Genomic DNA, 14,724 nt, shown 5'->3' with positions numbered 1-14,724 from the left:
TGGTGCATTCGTTCCACCCGACCGGCGCTCTCGAGGGGGAACACCAAAAACGACGGTTTCTGACTCACCCGAGCAAGCCACTGAACGCATTGCCCAAAGCCCCTTCTGCTATTACCCAGAACTGGTTCTCGAAAAGAAGCTTGGTCAAAACGTGGCAAGAAGGTTTTTGACGTGGCAGGGCATGCCGAGGATAGGAGGAGCTCAGGGGATGGGGCTGGGCCGGGTCTACTACTTATCCGCCCAGCGTTCGTGGGCGGACTGTCGGCTAATGCCGACCGCCCGGCCAATGTCTGCCCAGGAAGCGCCGGCTGCCTTCGCGGCCGCTACAGTCTTATCCAGCCTTTGGCTGGCTTGGCTGTATGCGCGGGCAGCTGCTTCGACTCCAAGAATGGCCTCTGTCGGGGCTATGTGATCCTTCCACTCATTATGGATGGCGTCTTCGACTTTTCGGGAAGCGTCGGCGAAGCCGTCCAGGGAGACGTAGTCACGGCGGCGGCTGAAGTCAGCTTCGGCTGCAGAGGTGACTCTTTTCCACATTTCACCTTGCCAGCCACAGATGCAGGCTCCGCGCCAGCCGATCATCTTTTCATCGGGGATTATCTCGTAGTCAGGCATCGTTTTGTCCCGCTTGTACCCGCCAGTTACCCCTTGAACGAGCATTCCTTCGCCTGAGGACGAGGAAGAAAGCCTTCCGTCCGGCGCTACGCAAGCCGCCCACCCCTCGTGGTGATTGTCGGTTGATACCCAGCCCATTGCAGCGCCTTCCCGTCAGGAGTTCCTGACAGGAAGTGTGTCAGGAAAACCTGACAATTACTAGAAGCCGCAGGCACCCCGGTGACAGCCGTGCGTTATTGGCTGGGGCAGCGACCACCCCTGTGGCCGCGACCCTCCCGCCACCCGGGCAGGAGCTCGTTCAGCTTCTTCTCCCTGGCAGGATCCAGTCTGCCGGCGCGGTATTCGATCCGCTGTCCATGCAACCAAACGCCCAACATCCGTTCGTCCAGGTCGTCCGTTTTCTGGTGCCGGGGCCAGTCGCCGCCGGCAGCCCTGATCCTCCGCAGTTCATCCAGCCGCTGCTGCCACCGGGCTTCGTCATCGGCCTTGCTCCTGGATGTTTTGTCCCAGCCTAGGATGACGGCCAGGCCTTCACGGTAGGCGGGGGAGAGGGTTCCTTCTGCCGCTTGCCGACGGCGGTTCGCCAACCAGGATTCAAGTGCACGCTCCCGGGCCGATTTCCCATGGCTGGAGGGTAGCCGGCCATGGACCTGATGGAAGGATACAAGGTCGGCGAGGTTCCGTAGACCTACCTGGTTCGGCTGCGGGGCCACGGCGGGCAGAGCTGCTTTGTGTTCTTCCCGAATGCCGGGTTCTGCCCGTGCAGCGATCTGCAGGTGGTAGCGGACAGTGGTTGCTGCGACGCCAGCCGCAGCGGCAATCTTTGCTGTCGGAATTCCCTGCCGGTACATCTGTACCCACTCCGGATCAGGTGCGGTCCGCCTCGTTCCCATTGATTCTGTCCCCCGTTTCGTTAGCGCTCCACATCTACAGCCACTTGGTCTCTCGGCCCTACAAGGGCACCTACATTGTGGTGCTTTTGTGCGCGGCGAGGGCTTGCTGGTGGCGGTAAAGAGTGGCGCGGCTCCAGCCAACGAGGCGGGCCGCGTCTTCTGCGGTGCGTCCCTTCGCCCGGGCGTCCTGCGCGATGGCCAGCTTGTCCGCCACGACGATCGGATCAGTCAGCGGTCGGCCAAAGCGTGTTCCGTTCTGCCTGGCGGCGGCGATGCCGGCATTGACACGCTCGACGATCAGCTCGCGCTCATATTCGGCCAAGGTGGCGAGCATGTTCAACATCAGCCGGCCTGTTGAGGTCGTCGGGTCGATACCGTCGGAGATGGATCGGATCTGAACGCCGCGTTCTCTCAGCAGGTTCACGGTGTTCAGCACGTCGATCAATGACCGGCCCAGCCGATCGACCCGCCACACAACGACGGTGTCGCCCTCCTCGGCGTACTCGAGGAGCCTCTTCATCCCGGGCCGTTCGATCGCCGTCTTACTTCCCGAGGTTACGTCGGCGAAGACGTCGCGCTTCTGCACACCGACGGACACGAGCGCGTCCAGCTGCAGCTGGGCATCCTGGCTCGAAGTACTCACTCGCGTATAGCCCAATTGCCTCATCAGGCCATTCTGAGTCAAAAAGTCCGTCACGAGGCTATGCTGAGACGATTCACGGTGAGACGCGTTTCCGGGACATCGGCCATCCCGGTTTTTTCTCGGTCCGACCTGGCTCCTCCCGACGCCGGAGCAGTGTCTCGAAAAGCTTTTGTTTTCCAAGGCAGGAGAATCGATTGCACCTCGGGACGAGGCCCCGGAGTGGCTTAGAATCGAGACGTAGCTTGGTCCGGTAACGACCCATGCACGGGTACAACCGGATTGCAGAGACTCGAAGGTAACTCGATGCCCAGATATGAGTGCAGGAAGTTGCTACTCCTGTAGGCGCTGCAGGAGTTCGCTTTTACTTTTCGATGGCCACCTGTCGCTGGCCATCGACTTAAAAAACCCCCACGTATCGGTGGAATTATGCAGGGCAACCTCCATTGCCTGTTGTGCCTGCTTATTCAAGTTATCGAGCCAATCGAGGATGGCCGTCGCTGGTGCGTACTGATCCATCCATGCTGTGGCATGAAATAGCGCGGTTGCAACATGCGCGGCGTCCTCATGTTCACCGTTGTTCACCAGAACCCGTAGAACTCTCACCCCCCAGGATAAAAAGGGATCTACTTGGGACTTCATCTCAAGACCGCTGTGGTCTTCGCGCAAATTATCGAAAGCATCACTGACGCCCAGGACTAGACCTGCGCGGTCCGCCCTAAACCATGCGTCGACCTGTGACTGATTGAGCTTTGGGAGTGCACTAATAACTTGGTTGCGCCTGTTTGCTTGGCTGACGTAGGCACTAACCTGTGGCCAATTCCCGGCTTCGATAAGAGAACTGAGGCTAGTGGTACTCGCCGCGGCTGATACTTTTACAGCCTCCAGAAAGACATCCAGATTTGGGTAGCGGTTGGACGGCTTTGGCGCGGTCGCTCGTTTGAGTATCGCGCTCAGCTGGGACGCGGCGGGATACTCGACGTAGCCGAACGTCGGCTGTTTTCCGGTGAGCATCCAGGACACGATGGCGGCCGCCGCATATACGTCGGAGGCGGCTGTAGTTTTGTGAGCATCTTGATACTGTTCAGGCGCAGCCCAGCCGTTGGATCCGGTCAAGCCGCCCGCCTCAGTTAGTCGTGTCCTGGTGAGCCCGGCAGGGTTCCTGACGATACCGAAATCGGCCACAACCCATCGCGCACCTTTCTCATCCTCTAGCCAAAGGATGTTCTGTGGCTTTAGATCACGATGGACCTGTCCCGCGAGATGAAGCGGATGGAGCGCTGCAGTGATGGCCTCCAGGACGCGCAAGGACTCGTCAAAAGAGGCCGGCAATGTGTCCTTCTCCTCGTACAGCGTCTTGGCCGCAGCTGGCATGGAGTACCAGCTGGCTGTGTCGTCGAAGTCGAGCAGCGGTATGACATGGTGACCCGCCGCGTCCCTAGTCCCCTCAATCTCACGCTTGAAGCGGCGTTCACTGTGGGAGTCGCTGGCTGCGAGCTTAAGCACGACGGTCGCACCAGAGGGGCTTTTAGCGCGCCAGACTTGAGCCGACGAACCCTCATGCAACTTGGACGTCAACTCATAGCCGTCAGGTATCACAGGTCGGCTCCCGCAGTTATTGAATCCATGCATTCCAATCTAGTTCCCGAAGTCAAGATGACGAGAGTTTGGTTGTTCGGCTAAGGATGCTCAGGATCGAGGCCCAAGGAGAGGAGTGCTTAAACGACCAGTTGTGCACCTTGCGATACACAGCCGGCCGTACGGCCTCGTAAAGACTCAGGCTTCACTGAGGCTGGCTGGCGTGGCTGGCAGTCACTGCAGCGAAAAATGTCGCCAGGGATCTCGTTGCGCCCTTCCTCCCACTGCACCGGACGTGCTATCCAGTCCTACAGTGTCATTTGAACACCCTTGCACTGTGCTAGCAATGTGAGCTATCGTGTCCTATACCGAGCTAGAGAGTGATATACAACCTACTAGAATCATGAAGGACGGGCTATTATGAGCGAGTACACCGCAGATGACCTCAGTCGAGCACTTGCCGCTGCTGCCGAGGCGTTCCTCACGACGCTTCGCGGCGACGAGGAAGAGGACTTCAACTTGGCGGCCCGGTCCGAGGACGTTACATGGGCACCTGCGGCAGCCGAGCCGATCTTGTTCGACCCTCTGACCGACCCGCTCCCGATGAAGGCCACACCTGACCGCGAGGCGGACCAGAAGTTCCAGGACATGTGCTCCCTGGTCTATATCGGCAGCATTGGTCGGTACTACGCCGAGACGGGCGAGGGCGCCGGCGCCGAAGAAATCCGCCGATTCGCCCTAAAGGCCGGATATAGGAACGGTCGTGCCGTGAACGGTTGGAGTTCACGACCCGGTAGCATCCGTGCGGTGGAAGTGATAGACGGCAAGCGATATATCAATCAGACCGCCGTGAACTGGCTCCCCAAGCTGGAACGCTCCCTCGGCGTGAAGATCAAGGGCGACACCCGGTGGGTCGAGGTCGATGATGAAGGGAACGTGTCGTTTTCGTAGTTCCCAACCGCCTACAGCCCGTGGCTTCTGTCGAAGTAGTGAGGACAGTGCCGTAGCATCTGGCGGCGCTCCGCTGACGTCGCCCGGGGCATGCTGCAAGGTCGGCGGCTGCGGCGATTTAGAGGTACTAGGCGCGAAGACGCGAGAGGAAGGTCGTCCTCCGGCACGGCGACACCGTCACCAGATGGAAGGGCCCTAGTTCAGGTTCATGCCGAACTGCCGGGTCAGGAGCGCCCGCTTGAAATGGGTCTCGGCTGCGTCCACCTGCGCGGACGGAGCGCTCGGGGAGAAGACCTGCAGGATACTAAATTGGAAGTGCTGCCGGTGCCGGGCGTCGGCGGTGGCCAACTCCCGGAGTGCGACGTTACCGCCGTGGCCATTTCTGGCGTACTCGCTCCACCGGCCCAGGAAACGCTCCGCGCCGTCGGCCTTGCCCACATACAACCGGCCGGTGCTGGTGTCGGCAATGAGGTAGATGCCCTGCACGGAGCTGAGGGCCGTCCGCCATTGGCCGTATCGGTCGTCCGTGATGACGGCCTGGAGCTCTTCAAAGCTCACAAGCAGCGAATCGAATCCTGGGAAAGGCACGTGGGACGGATCGGATATCTCTACCACCGTCATGGAGGTTGCCTGGTCGCCTGTCTTGGCCCAGTTCACCGCGTCCTTGGTCCACTCGATCACCAGGCGGTCCGCTAGGGCAGCAAACACCGGGGTGGGCCGCAGGTCAAAGAAGCGGCGATCCTGAGTGCGCTCCGCGAGCACTTCACCATGGTTCTCGTGCGCAACGATGAACCTAGCGCGCCGGCCAGTTGTGGCGAGGAAGTTCAACCAAAACCGGGGCGGAGTTGCCGGGACCTTGCTGTTTTGGATGCCCTGTTCTCGCACGTACGGCAGCAGGTTAGGTCCCATCGCATCTGCCCGGTTTCGCAGACCGTCGGGCTTGAGTGTGTGCCGGATGACCAGCAGCTCCTGCGGTGCCAAGCCCGTGGCCTGGAAGAGATCTGCGAGGCTCAAGCCACCCGAGATGTCATTCATGCATTGCCTTCTGTCCTGCCCGCCAACGGCCTCAACGGCCTCAAAACTTGTTGTTTTCTTAATAGACACGTCGGCGAATAGGAGAAGACAGGGTGTCCATTATCCGCTTTAGGCACTCAGGGCCTGATCTTCCAGTTGCTGGAAGGTCCGCCCGTCTGCGGTCTTCCAGGTAATCCGTCCGTTGATGTTGCCGCCGACGACGATGGAGCCAGCCGTGCTGGGGCTGCTGAAAAGGTGGTCTTTGACGAAGACATAATCCTCGCCGCGCACCTCGGCAATGCCCTGTTCGACGAGAGCCACACGCCGGCGCGCCAACGAGGCGGAGAGGGAGGGGCGGGCTATTGCTTTACCGACAGAGCCAGCAAGGACGAGCAGACCTTCCGTGGTCGGTCTGGCGCGGGCGTCGGTGCCACTTTCCCTGAAGAACAGGGTTTCAGCAGCGCCCCCTCGCCCAAGAGTGCCAGCCAAACTGATTTCGCGGACCGGCTCCAGGGCCGGGTAACCCAAAGTGGTTATGAGAACGGAAATGGTTTCCAGATACTCCCGGCAGTCGGATTCGAGTGGCGGAGGAGTGTGCGGGTTTGATGCCTCGTTGCCGTTGTGCAGCTCGTACCGCCCTGCCTGAGTGGCGTTCTGGATCGCCTGCCACTCCATGTAACCAGTGTGCGTGTTCGTCCAAGCGTTCGTCAGGGAAACAGCGACCAGGGCGCGGTCCCAGAAGTCCTTCTTGTCCGAGTGCTGCTTGAGCCTGTCACCAACGCTGCCTGTCTGGCCGATATAGCAAGATGGAAGCCCGGACGATGAAGACCCGAACAGGAAGTAGACAGCGACCTGTTTGGACTCTGGCATGTCCCGGAAGTCCCTCAGCAGCGGTCGCGGTACCTCGAAAACCCTCACTGTACGCGTGGTGATCTCGGCCATCCGGATGCCGGCCGGATCACCCTGGGGAAGGTAAATCTGAATGGTCTGGGGCAGCGGCGTTCTCGGAGACATACTCGAATCCTAATGAGCGCAGCGAAAGGACCGTCATGTGGCACCGCCGATGCGACACTGAAACGATCACAGAACGCCGCCAATTATCGGCAAAGTTCACAGGGGAGTGGCCCCGGGATGGGGTCTCCAGGTATCAAAGGAACTGGGATCGCACCTGGGTGTGACTTAAGCTCAGACGAACATGATCAACAGTGCTGGGCAGTTGCGAGAAGGATGTACTTGATGATTGACGATGTACTTGGACCTGAGGCCCGCGCCATCCGCGACTACGTCAATCTGGAGTCACCGGACGACGACCAAGCGACCCTTGTCCAGAAGGTACGATCCCACCGAATCTTGGGTCGGACACATGATGTCTTTGACGTGCACTGCACAGAGACAAGATGGTGGGTAATCACGGAGCCGACCAATCTTTACCTCCAAGCTGACTTTCCCAACGCTGAGCAAGCCCTCATCTTTCATATCGGTCTAGGGACTTTCCTTGCCGAGCGTATGCGCGGCGACATGGAAAAAGAGCAGGAAGAACACGTGTCCGCTGCGTGGAGACGCTTCCGTGATGCTCTTGAAACGATGAATGAGGCGTCGGAGGCAGAAGACTTTCAATCTGTGGGTATCAAATGCCGGGACTCGCTGATTGCTTTGGCGAAGAGTCATCAATCAGCACCCTGGTTAGGGGAAGTATTAGATCCGCCAAAGACGGCCGATTTTAAAGGCTGGGCAAACATCTTCGCGGATTCTCTTGCTGACGGCCGACTGCGAAGATATCTCAAAGCCTTGGTGGACAAGACTTGGGACCTTACCGTCTGGTTGCAGCATGACTCAAACGCCACTGCGATTGACGCCGACCTCGTGCTGGAGGCGACGTCTCATCTCATCGTCACCTTTGGGAAGCTGATTCGCCGGCAAGAAGTTGGCGAACCTGACCGTTGCCCACGTTGTGACTCTTATCGGCTACATAGTGAGATCCAGCACGATGCTGAAAGAGAGTCCTATCAGGAGTCCAATGTTTGCGCCGGCTGCGGTTGGAGGTCGGAGTGGATAGACATTCTTGAGTTGGCGGACGGCGAGTGACAGAACTGCTTCACTCCCTGGAGCAATCGGATCCGTGGCACACGGAAGCGAACGTGCAGAAGGCCCTGGTTAGCGCCCTTGTTAACCGCGGGTGGCGGATCCTATCCGTGAAAAATACTGCCTTGCGAGAAAGTGGCATTGACGTCATCGCTGACTTCGATGGACAAAAAGTGGGAGCTGAGGTCAAAGGCTATCCCACAGTCGGGTATGCGGATCCAAGGCGGGCGGGGGAAAAGAAAAAAGCAAATCCGCGGGGGCAGGCGAGCAATTGGTATGCCAAAGCGATCCTTGCGGCCATGAAGCTACGATGTGCTGAACCGGAGTGGGTGAGCGTAATCGTACTTCCGATGGTCCCTCGCTACCTTGAGCTGTATGCACAAACAAAGGGATCTATGGACGCCGCTCAAATTGAGGTGTGGTGGATAGGCCGAAGCGGCGACCTAGTAAAGGAAACCGGCACGTAGGCCGGGTCCGGGTATGGTCACGTGGTCAACTCAAAAGCGGTGCCAGGTCCTTCCAACGCGCTCAATATCAGGTCGGCGACGTAGCCGGGGCAAGAGGTTAAGCCTCTAGGAAGCTTTCGGTGCTGTCTTTGCCTTCAGGACTGTCTTTGCGTTCAAATGTTGCTTTGCCCCCGAGGACAACTACGCCAAACGCGAGTCCCGCCGTAGCGAAGCCCAGCATATTCCTGAGGCTTGCATGCAGGAACTGCTTATTCTCGCTATCTTTTTGGGACTCTAGCTTCAGAATCTCCATGATCTGTTCGAGGAGGTACTTCCTTTCCTCGAAGCTCAGCCCATCCTGGTTGAGCTGCGTTTGAATTATGTCTCGCGTCTGCTTGCAGGATTCATGGAAACGCTCCTGGCTCTCCTTATTGGCGAACAGCGTAGTCTTGTGCATCTTCTTCATTGCACCTACGACGCCAGTAGCGAAATCAGCGAACGCGGGGAACTGTTCAACGATCTTCAGCGCCAGCTCCGCATCCATGTCGGGCATCATCATCGCGAACTTGATCATCTTCGCTTTGGAGAGATTCCTCCACGACTCGATCCCAAGCTCCTGCTTGATTTGGCTTTCATTTGTGTAACGCATGTATGGGTCCGTCCGTCCTGTTGCGATTTCCCCACATCTTAGTGGCGGGCTGCGACGGCCGACGAGGACCCAGCGGGGTCTTGCCAGAAGGACGGACCACGCCCGCGCTGGCCTGGTGGGCCGGGCGAGCAACTTGGTTGCGATCCACTCCCAGCGTCGGGGATCGTTTAGGGATTGGGGTGGCTGCACTTGGCGCACAGTAGGCTGTCGGAATGACAACCACCGTGCCCTCACTCACTTCTGTCTCCCTGTACCCAGGCAACGGGTCCTTCATTGTGAAGTATGAACTGAGCGGACCTGTGCCCCAGTCGGACACATTCCTGATCGGCATCCACGGAGCAAGCCGGGACGACCAAACAATCCGCCAGCTCGGTGTTAAATTTCTAGACGGGGAGTGCATCGCGAACTTTGTGTTCGACCACAACGCAGCCCAACAAGAAAACTTCGACTATGTACCTGTTGGTGACGACGCGCGGGTAATTCACACACCACTTCCCTCTGGACCCCTCGACGACCTTGGTGCATCTCCCAAGCTTCGTGGGTATTTGAACTATGCCGGCGTTGACCATCAAACGGATGTCAAGGTCCAAATCATCGACTAGCGCCCATGGGCTACCCCGCCCATGGCCAAGGTGAAGTCACATCTGCCCGAGGTGACGTTGAGTTGTCCACGGTTGGGGTCAATTCGGGTTATCCACGGCTGGAATTCGGGAGCCGTTGGGGTAGCTCCCTTAGCAGTCGTAGCGGTGGATAACCCACAAGGAATTGTCCCCGGCTGTGGGCAGTGCCAGTCGCTGTGTTCCGTTTACGCGGCGGCCGCGCCGGCCTCCGCGATGGCCGCGAGCAGCCATTGGTCCGACAACGGGTCGCGGCGCAGCTCGAATGTACGCAGCGTTGAGGTCGAGGTCAGACGAACTTGGACCCTCCAGTTCTCGATGTCTACCAAGTTTCCGATTCCGACTGGAGCCCGCTTGGCTGTATTCCACCAGTCTGAGCGGGTAAACCAGTGCACTGGCTCCGCGGCAACGGCCCATATCCGGCCGTCGTACCTGATTGCCAGGGGAGTGCCGCCCGCGGTGAACCGGACCTGCACCGGCACGTCCATAGGTTGGTCAGTTGCTGTTCTTGCGATGGGTCCGCTCTCCTAAATTCCTGTTCATCATTTCTTCCCTGCGGGTGACCGCCGAACTCCATACCCAGGTCCGGTACGTCACCGGACCGTCCTTCCACGTCACCTCGGCTGCTTTCGCTGTCCAGGCGAATACTTCCCCGTCCACCAGCTCGGCGCAGTTTGGGAACCGGATCCAGGCCTTGACCGGGATCCCGGGGTATCCGTTTTTGGCCGGGAAGTGCTCGAAATCGAGCTCTTCCACGGTCAGCCCGATCGGGCCCGCCCGGCCGCACGTACTGCGCCTGCAGCGCGGCAGCTTGCTCCGGTCCCATAACACAACCTTAGAAACATATATTCGAATAGACGCGCCAATAAAAAGCGGCATCGCAGCCGCAGGTTTCATTGTGGGGGAGGGGTACGACAAAGCACCGTCTTTGACCAATCGCACCCCGGGACCCGGAGCGGGTTATGCCCATTGTGGGCAGGTGGAGACCGGAGGATGAATCTCAAAGCTGTCCACACTGGGTATAACCCGCTGCAGCGCCGTCGTCAGCGGTGCCTGTTGTTCAGTTCAGGGGGAACCTTGACCTCTACAGGGTTCAGCTCCGGCCTGACACGCTTCCACGTGACGGGGTGCCGAAAGGACGTGCCGGACCAGGCGACGTCGGCCGAGACCTCGACCACGACTGGTTCGATCAGTGTCAGCCGCACGGGGCCTTTGTCCTTGCTGAATCTGTTCAGGGAGGACTCGCTGATCTCTTCGGGCCAGGGGTGCCCGGGCCCGGCCGGGTGGAGGTGCTGGCCCAGTTCACGCCCGGCCTTCGTGGACAGGACGGTCGAGCGGCCGACAATCTTCAGTTCGCCGCCGATGGGCAGGCCGGCGATGATGGCCTGTGGTTGGGCCACGGACCCGATCACGGCCGCGCACACCACGTCCCAAAGATCCTTGTGCTTGAGCTTCAGCCAGATCCTGGCGGCCTCGTAGGGCTGGGAGCCTTTGAATACGAGACCTTCGATTCCTGTCACGGGAAGATCCCGCAGCCAGGCCTTCGCCAGGTCCATGTCCCTGGTGATGGGGGAGAGGTGCAATGGTGGGGCCCAGTCCTGGGCGAGCTCCTCGAGCAGCTGCCGGCGCCCGGTGAATGGCACACTCCGGGTGTCCTGCCCTGCAACGGCCAGCACATCGAAGGCGACGAACGATGAGGGCAGCTCATTGGCTAGGGCGGGAAGCGCGGCCCTGGAGGTGACCATGCGCTGCTGTAGCGCATCGAAATCCAGTCGGTCCCGGTTCCAAATGACGGTTTCACCATCAAGGATCACCCCGGGAGGCAATTGCTCTGCGAGGGCGGCAGCTGCGTCCGGCAGGATTCGGGTAAGTTCCTTGCCTTGTCTGGACCACAGCGTCACCGTGCCGCCGTCATTGAAGGCGGTGGTGCGGAAACCGTCGAACTTGGGTTCGGCCCATAGGCCGCCGGGCAGTGCGTTGGGGCCGGGGAAGGTCTTGACAAGTTTCGCCAGGGCAACCGCGACCGGTGGGTGCAGTGCTGGCGGAAGGGACTCGGCCATGGGCCCAGCCTAGAGGAGAAACCAGTACGAACGGCCGTGCTGGTTTTTACTTGGCGGTAGGACCTTCCGTAGCAGCGTCGTCCGCGTCGGCGCGGCGGAGTAATGCCGCCACGCTCCGCACAGCTGCCGGGTCTTCCTGCCAGGGCTTCGCGCCCCGTGAGCAGGCATGAAAACCGGTGGCAGTTGACTCTTTCGCTGCCTCGGCGAGTTCGGCCCACGCCGCTTTCAGATCTGCCACTTGTTCAGGAGTCAGCGGCTCCTGTTCCGTCGGCTCAGTGGCCGCTGCGAAGACGGAGTGAGCAGCAGTCGTTGCCGGTTTGCGCCGGCGGGCGAACCAGCTCCACAGACCCATCGGTTTTCCCTTCGTATCAACACTCCAATGACCGTCCAGGGCAAAGCAGAAGGCCGCAACCGGTGGGAATGGGCCCTCTGCCCTGGGTGTAAACATCCTGCTGCTTACGCCTTCGAGCATGCCACACCGGTAGTGATGGTGCATGCTCGCAGGGATCGCACCCTTTCGGGCGTCCGCTGGCGCGGCCGGCTGCTGGGTCCAGGGGCCGCCGTCGCAGAGCTCCGGACCTCCTGGCCCTTGGTGTGTCCGCGACGTTTTTTGGCTGCTGTCCTTCGGATTGTACGTGCCCGTTCCGGCCCTTCTAGCCCCTGTCGTTCCTCCCGGGGCCTGCGCCCCGCAAAAGTCTTCTCCGGCGCTCCTGCGTCGCTTATTTCCTCCGAAGATTTCCCGGGTCTTGCCCGTACGGGTAGACGGGACTCCACGGGCACAGCTCCGCAAGCTTCGCCAGCAGCCAAAAAACAACGGGGGAAGAAGGGAAGCTGGCCGGTCACCTGATCGCCCCACACCCCCACGTCTCTGCAAGGACAACAACATGACCGCAGTAAGCAAAAAGACCGTGACCCTCGCGGACACCGAGGAAACCATCGACGGCGTGACCGTGCTGGGCGATTACCACATGAACGGCGGCTACGACTGGATGGAACTGATCGAAGAACACGGCTGGGCCGTGCTCTCCAGCTGGGGCTGTGACGGCTGGGACCTGGGCCAATGGCCCTACGTCATGGTCGCCGTCACCCGCACCGCTGACAGCATCGGCAACCTGTTCGGCATCGCCACCTACTGCGAGGGCGACGTGACCTGCACCTACTACCGGACGAAAGCCCGCCTGTGGGACGCGATCACCGAGCAAGCATTCTTCCACTGGAAGAACGGGCAGGCCCAGGGCCCGGCAGATCTGCCCGAGGCCGCCGCCGAACTGCCCAGCCGCTACCGGATGCCCTACGCCGTGCGGGACGCCGCCTAACCAGCACTGACAACCGCTGTACTGCCCGGCCGCAAGCCGGGCAGTACAGCACCCAAACGACTTCAAAGGAGCCAGCACATGAGCAACGACACCGCCGCCCCGAAGGGCATCACCGCCCTGATCTACCGCGACACCCTGGGCACCGACTTCTCGAACCGGGGCATCTCCGCCCGCGTCATGGAAGTAACCGTCATTGGCGAGGGCATCGACCAGGTATTCGAGGCCACCGAGGAACGGCCCGCCGTCCGGCTCGTCAAAAACGAGCACTTCCACCGCGAAACCGTGGTCCACGCCCAGCCGGTCCCCACAGCCGATGAACCCGCCCCGTGGTACATGTTCGACGGAACGTTCATCTTCAGCAGTGACGCGAGGTTCCGCCGCGCAGTCGGACACTACGGAGCCGTCCCGCTGCACGACCGCCGCGAATAGGGCGAGGGTGGCCGGTCTTTCGGGGCCGGTCACCGCTGGCGGTCCGCCGTCGTGGCCGGCTTGCGTTGGTGGTTGCCGGCGGCGGACCGCCGATCCCGCAGTAACCAGGTGCCGGGCGGCGGCCGCCGGCGGCAAGCCCGGGCTGGCAGCCTGGTTGGGTGTCCGTGGCCGGGGGGAGGGGCAGGCTCGCGGGGCTCGCCCTGGTTTCCGCTGCGCTTCAACCAGTTGATGGGCGTCCGCTGGCGCGGCCGGCTGTTGGGTCCAGGGCGTGCCGTCGCAGAGCTCCGGACCCCCTGGCCCTGTCTTGTCTACGACGTTTTTTGGCTGCTGTCCTTCGGATTGTACGTGCCCGTTCCGGCCCCTCTAGCCCCTGTCGTTCCTCCCGGGGCCTGCGCCCCGGAAAAGTCTTCTCCGGCGCTCCTGCGTCGCTTATTTCCTCCGAAGATTTTCCGGGTCTTGCCCTCACGGGTAGACGGGACTCCACGGGCACAGCTCGGCAAGCTTCGCCAGCAGCCAAAAAACAACGGGGGGAAAGGGAAGCTGGCCGGTCACCTGAGCCGCCCACACCCCCCACGTCTCTGCAAGGACAAAACCATGACTGAAAAACTGACCATCTCCGGTTCCGCTGACCTGCTCGCTGCCGTCCCGCACCTGCTGGGCAACCAGCCCAAGGAGTCGTTTGTCGTGCTGACGTCACGTCTCGGCACCCTTGGAGCAACCCTCCGCATGGACGCACCGGCAGAGTCCGCACCACTGGATTACGCCCAAATGATGGCGACCTACGCCGCCAACGACGAGAAGGCAACGGGCAGCTTCGTGATCGTTTACACGGACGAGAAACCGGCCTACGGCTTCCCCTACGCCGCCCACGTCCTCGCACTCAGCACCGAGCTGGCCACCGCGCGGATGCCCGTAAAAAAGGTCTTCCTCGTGACGGGCACCTACTGGGCAACATACGGCACCCCGGAGAAGAACTCACTGGATGAAATCCGCGACAGCAACGCCAACGTCACCTTGACCTATTTCGGATCCGCCCCCGATATCGACGTCTACAACCCGGAACTGCTGGGTGCGTGGGCCCTTCCGGTACAAGCACCCGAGGGAACTTTCGAGGACCTCGAAATGGCCTGCTTGACGTGGGCGGCAGTCCTGGACGCAGATGGAATGCCTGACACCGAGACCGCGCGGGCGCTGGCGGCAGCATTCCAGCACCGCCACATCCGTGACTACCTGTTCCGCGACACCATCACCACGCACAACGGCAACTTCGGTGACACCCTGACCGGAAAGTTCACCACCCGCCCCGACTGGACGCGAGTGGACCGCGCGGAAGCTATCGCGTTCGACCTGATGAAGGTCGTACCCACCGGGCAGCGCGCCCCCATGCTGTCCCTGATGGGCTGGCTGGAATGGCTCAAAGGCCACGGAACCCAG

The 14,724-nt window shown here is 60.7% G+C and carries 18 protein-coding genes; 7 read left to right on the top strand and 11 right to left on the bottom strand.

Going from position 1 to position 14,724, the window contains the following annotated elements:
• Window positions 1-228 precede the first annotated feature (228 nt).
• The 4 genes from ACZ9J7_RS00090 to ACZ9J7_RS00075 all read right to left on the bottom strand — a co-directional run bounded on the left by ACZ9J7_RS00090 (window position 229) and on the right by ACZ9J7_RS00075 (window position 3,780).
• A complete protein-coding gene (locus tag ACZ9J7_RS00090; RefSeq protein WP_476206059.1) occupies window positions 229-615 on the bottom strand; it encodes a hypothetical protein in 387 nt (128 codons plus the stop codon).
• A 233-nt stretch (window positions 616-848) separates the two neighbouring features.
• Window positions 849-1,508, bottom strand: a complete 660-nt coding sequence (locus tag ACZ9J7_RS00085) for a helicase associated domain-containing protein (protein WP_476206057.1) — start codon at window positions 1,506-1,508, stop codon at window positions 849-851.
• 70 nt (window positions 1,509-1,578) lie between these two features.
• Window positions 1,579-2,175, bottom strand: a complete 597-nt coding sequence (locus ACZ9J7_RS00080) for a recombinase family protein (RefSeq protein WP_476206151.1) — start codon at window positions 2,173-2,175, stop codon at window positions 1,579-1,581.
• A 306-nt stretch (window positions 2,176-2,481) separates the two neighbouring features.
• A complete protein-coding gene (locus tag ACZ9J7_RS00075; RefSeq protein ID WP_476206056.1) occupies window positions 2,482-3,780 on the bottom strand; it encodes a serine/threonine protein kinase in 1,299 nt (432 codons plus the stop codon).
• A 366-nt stretch (window positions 3,781-4,146) separates the two neighbouring features.
• Between ACZ9J7_RS00075 and ACZ9J7_RS00070 the strand changes: the two genes are divergently transcribed.
• A complete protein-coding gene (locus ACZ9J7_RS00070; protein WP_476206054.1) occupies window positions 4,147-4,677 on the top strand; it encodes a hypothetical protein in 531 nt (176 codons plus the stop codon).
• Window positions 4,678-4,872: 195 nt separating this feature from the next.
• On the opposite strand, the gene ACZ9J7_RS00065 is transcribed toward ACZ9J7_RS00070, so the two are convergent.
• Both ACZ9J7_RS00065 and ACZ9J7_RS00060 read right to left on the bottom strand, forming a co-directional pair.
• Complete coding sequence (locus tag ACZ9J7_RS00065; protein WP_476206052.1) at window positions 4,873-5,712, bottom strand: GIY-YIG nuclease family protein; 840 nt, start codon at window positions 5,710-5,712, stop codon at window positions 4,873-4,875.
• Window positions 5,713-5,820: 108 nt separating this feature from the next.
• On the bottom strand, window positions 5,821-6,705 hold the full coding sequence (locus ACZ9J7_RS00060) for a GIY-YIG nuclease family protein (protein WP_476206050.1): 885 nt from the start codon (window positions 6,703-6,705) through the stop codon (window positions 5,821-5,823).
• Window positions 6,706-6,927: 222 nt separating this feature from the next.
• Between ACZ9J7_RS00060 and ACZ9J7_RS00055 the strand changes: the two genes are divergently transcribed.
• Both ACZ9J7_RS00055 and ACZ9J7_RS00050 read left to right on the top strand, forming a co-directional pair.
• The gene (locus tag ACZ9J7_RS00055) at window positions 6,928-7,776 is read left to right on the top strand and encodes a hypothetical protein (protein WP_476206048.1); all 849 of its coding nucleotides are present in this window, start codon (window positions 6,928-6,930) and stop codon (window positions 7,774-7,776) included.
• Window positions 7,777-7,883: 107 nt separating this feature from the next.
• Window positions 7,884-8,240, top strand: coding sequence for a hypothetical protein (locus tag ACZ9J7_RS00050; protein ID WP_476206046.1), 357 nt, complete (start codon window positions 7,884-7,886; stop codon window positions 8,238-8,240).
• 97 nt (window positions 8,241-8,337) lie between these two features.
• Here the strand turns inward: ACZ9J7_RS00050 and ACZ9J7_RS00045 are convergent, their stop codons facing one another.
• Window positions 8,338-8,868 carry a hypothetical protein gene (locus ACZ9J7_RS00045; protein ID WP_476206045.1) on the bottom strand — a complete coding sequence of 177 codons (531 nt, stop codon included), beginning with the start codon at window positions 8,866-8,868 and terminating at the stop codon, window positions 8,338-8,340.
• A 212-nt stretch (window positions 8,869-9,080) separates the two neighbouring features.
• Between ACZ9J7_RS00045 and ACZ9J7_RS00040 the strand changes: the two genes are divergently transcribed.
• Complete coding sequence (locus ACZ9J7_RS00040; protein WP_476206044.1) at window positions 9,081-9,470, top strand: hypothetical protein; 390 nt, start codon at window positions 9,081-9,083, stop codon at window positions 9,468-9,470.
• Between the two features lie 203 nt (window positions 9,471-9,673).
• On the opposite strand, the gene ACZ9J7_RS00035 is transcribed toward ACZ9J7_RS00040, so the two are convergent.
• From ACZ9J7_RS00035 to ACZ9J7_RS00020, 4 genes are all read right to left on the bottom strand, one after another.
• A complete protein-coding gene (locus ACZ9J7_RS00035) occupies window positions 9,674-9,973 on the bottom strand; it encodes a hypothetical protein (RefSeq protein WP_476206042.1) in 300 nt (99 codons plus the stop codon).
• Between the two features lie 7 nt (window positions 9,974-9,980).
• The gene (locus ACZ9J7_RS00030) at window positions 9,981-10,241 is read right to left on the bottom strand and encodes a hypothetical protein (protein WP_476206040.1); all 261 of its coding nucleotides are present in this window, start codon (window positions 10,239-10,241) and stop codon (window positions 9,981-9,983) included.
• A 287-nt stretch (window positions 10,242-10,528) separates the two neighbouring features.
• Window positions 10,529-11,545: an ATP-dependent DNA ligase gene (locus tag ACZ9J7_RS00025; RefSeq protein ID WP_476206038.1), complete on the bottom strand. Its 1,017-nt coding sequence runs from the start codon at window positions 11,543-11,545 to the stop codon at window positions 10,529-10,531.
• 46 nt (window positions 11,546-11,591) lie between these two features.
• Window positions 11,592-11,783: a hypothetical protein gene (locus tag ACZ9J7_RS00020; protein WP_476206036.1), complete on the bottom strand. Its 192-nt coding sequence runs from the start codon at window positions 11,781-11,783 to the stop codon at window positions 11,592-11,594.
• 646 nt (window positions 11,784-12,429) lie between these two features.
• On the opposite strand from ACZ9J7_RS00020, the gene ACZ9J7_RS00015 reads away from it, so the two are divergent.
• The 3 genes from ACZ9J7_RS00015 to ACZ9J7_RS00005 all read left to right on the top strand — a co-directional run.
• The gene (locus tag ACZ9J7_RS00015) at window positions 12,430-12,861 is read left to right on the top strand and encodes a hypothetical protein (RefSeq protein WP_476206034.1); all 432 of its coding nucleotides are present in this window, start codon (window positions 12,430-12,432) and stop codon (window positions 12,859-12,861) included.
• Between the two features lie 78 nt (window positions 12,862-12,939).
• On the top strand, window positions 12,940-13,290 hold the full coding sequence (locus tag ACZ9J7_RS00010) for a hypothetical protein (protein ID WP_476206033.1): 351 nt from the start codon (window positions 12,940-12,942) through the stop codon (window positions 13,288-13,290).
• 594 nt (window positions 13,291-13,884) lie between these two features.
• On the top strand, window positions 13,885-14,724 hold an 840-nt coding region (locus ACZ9J7_RS00005; RefSeq protein WP_476206031.1), incomplete at its 3' end, for a DUF4192 family protein.

The organism is Pseudarthrobacter sp. TE9888 (genome assembly GCF_056279345.1).
This window is presented reverse-complemented; position numbering and strand designations above follow the sequence as displayed.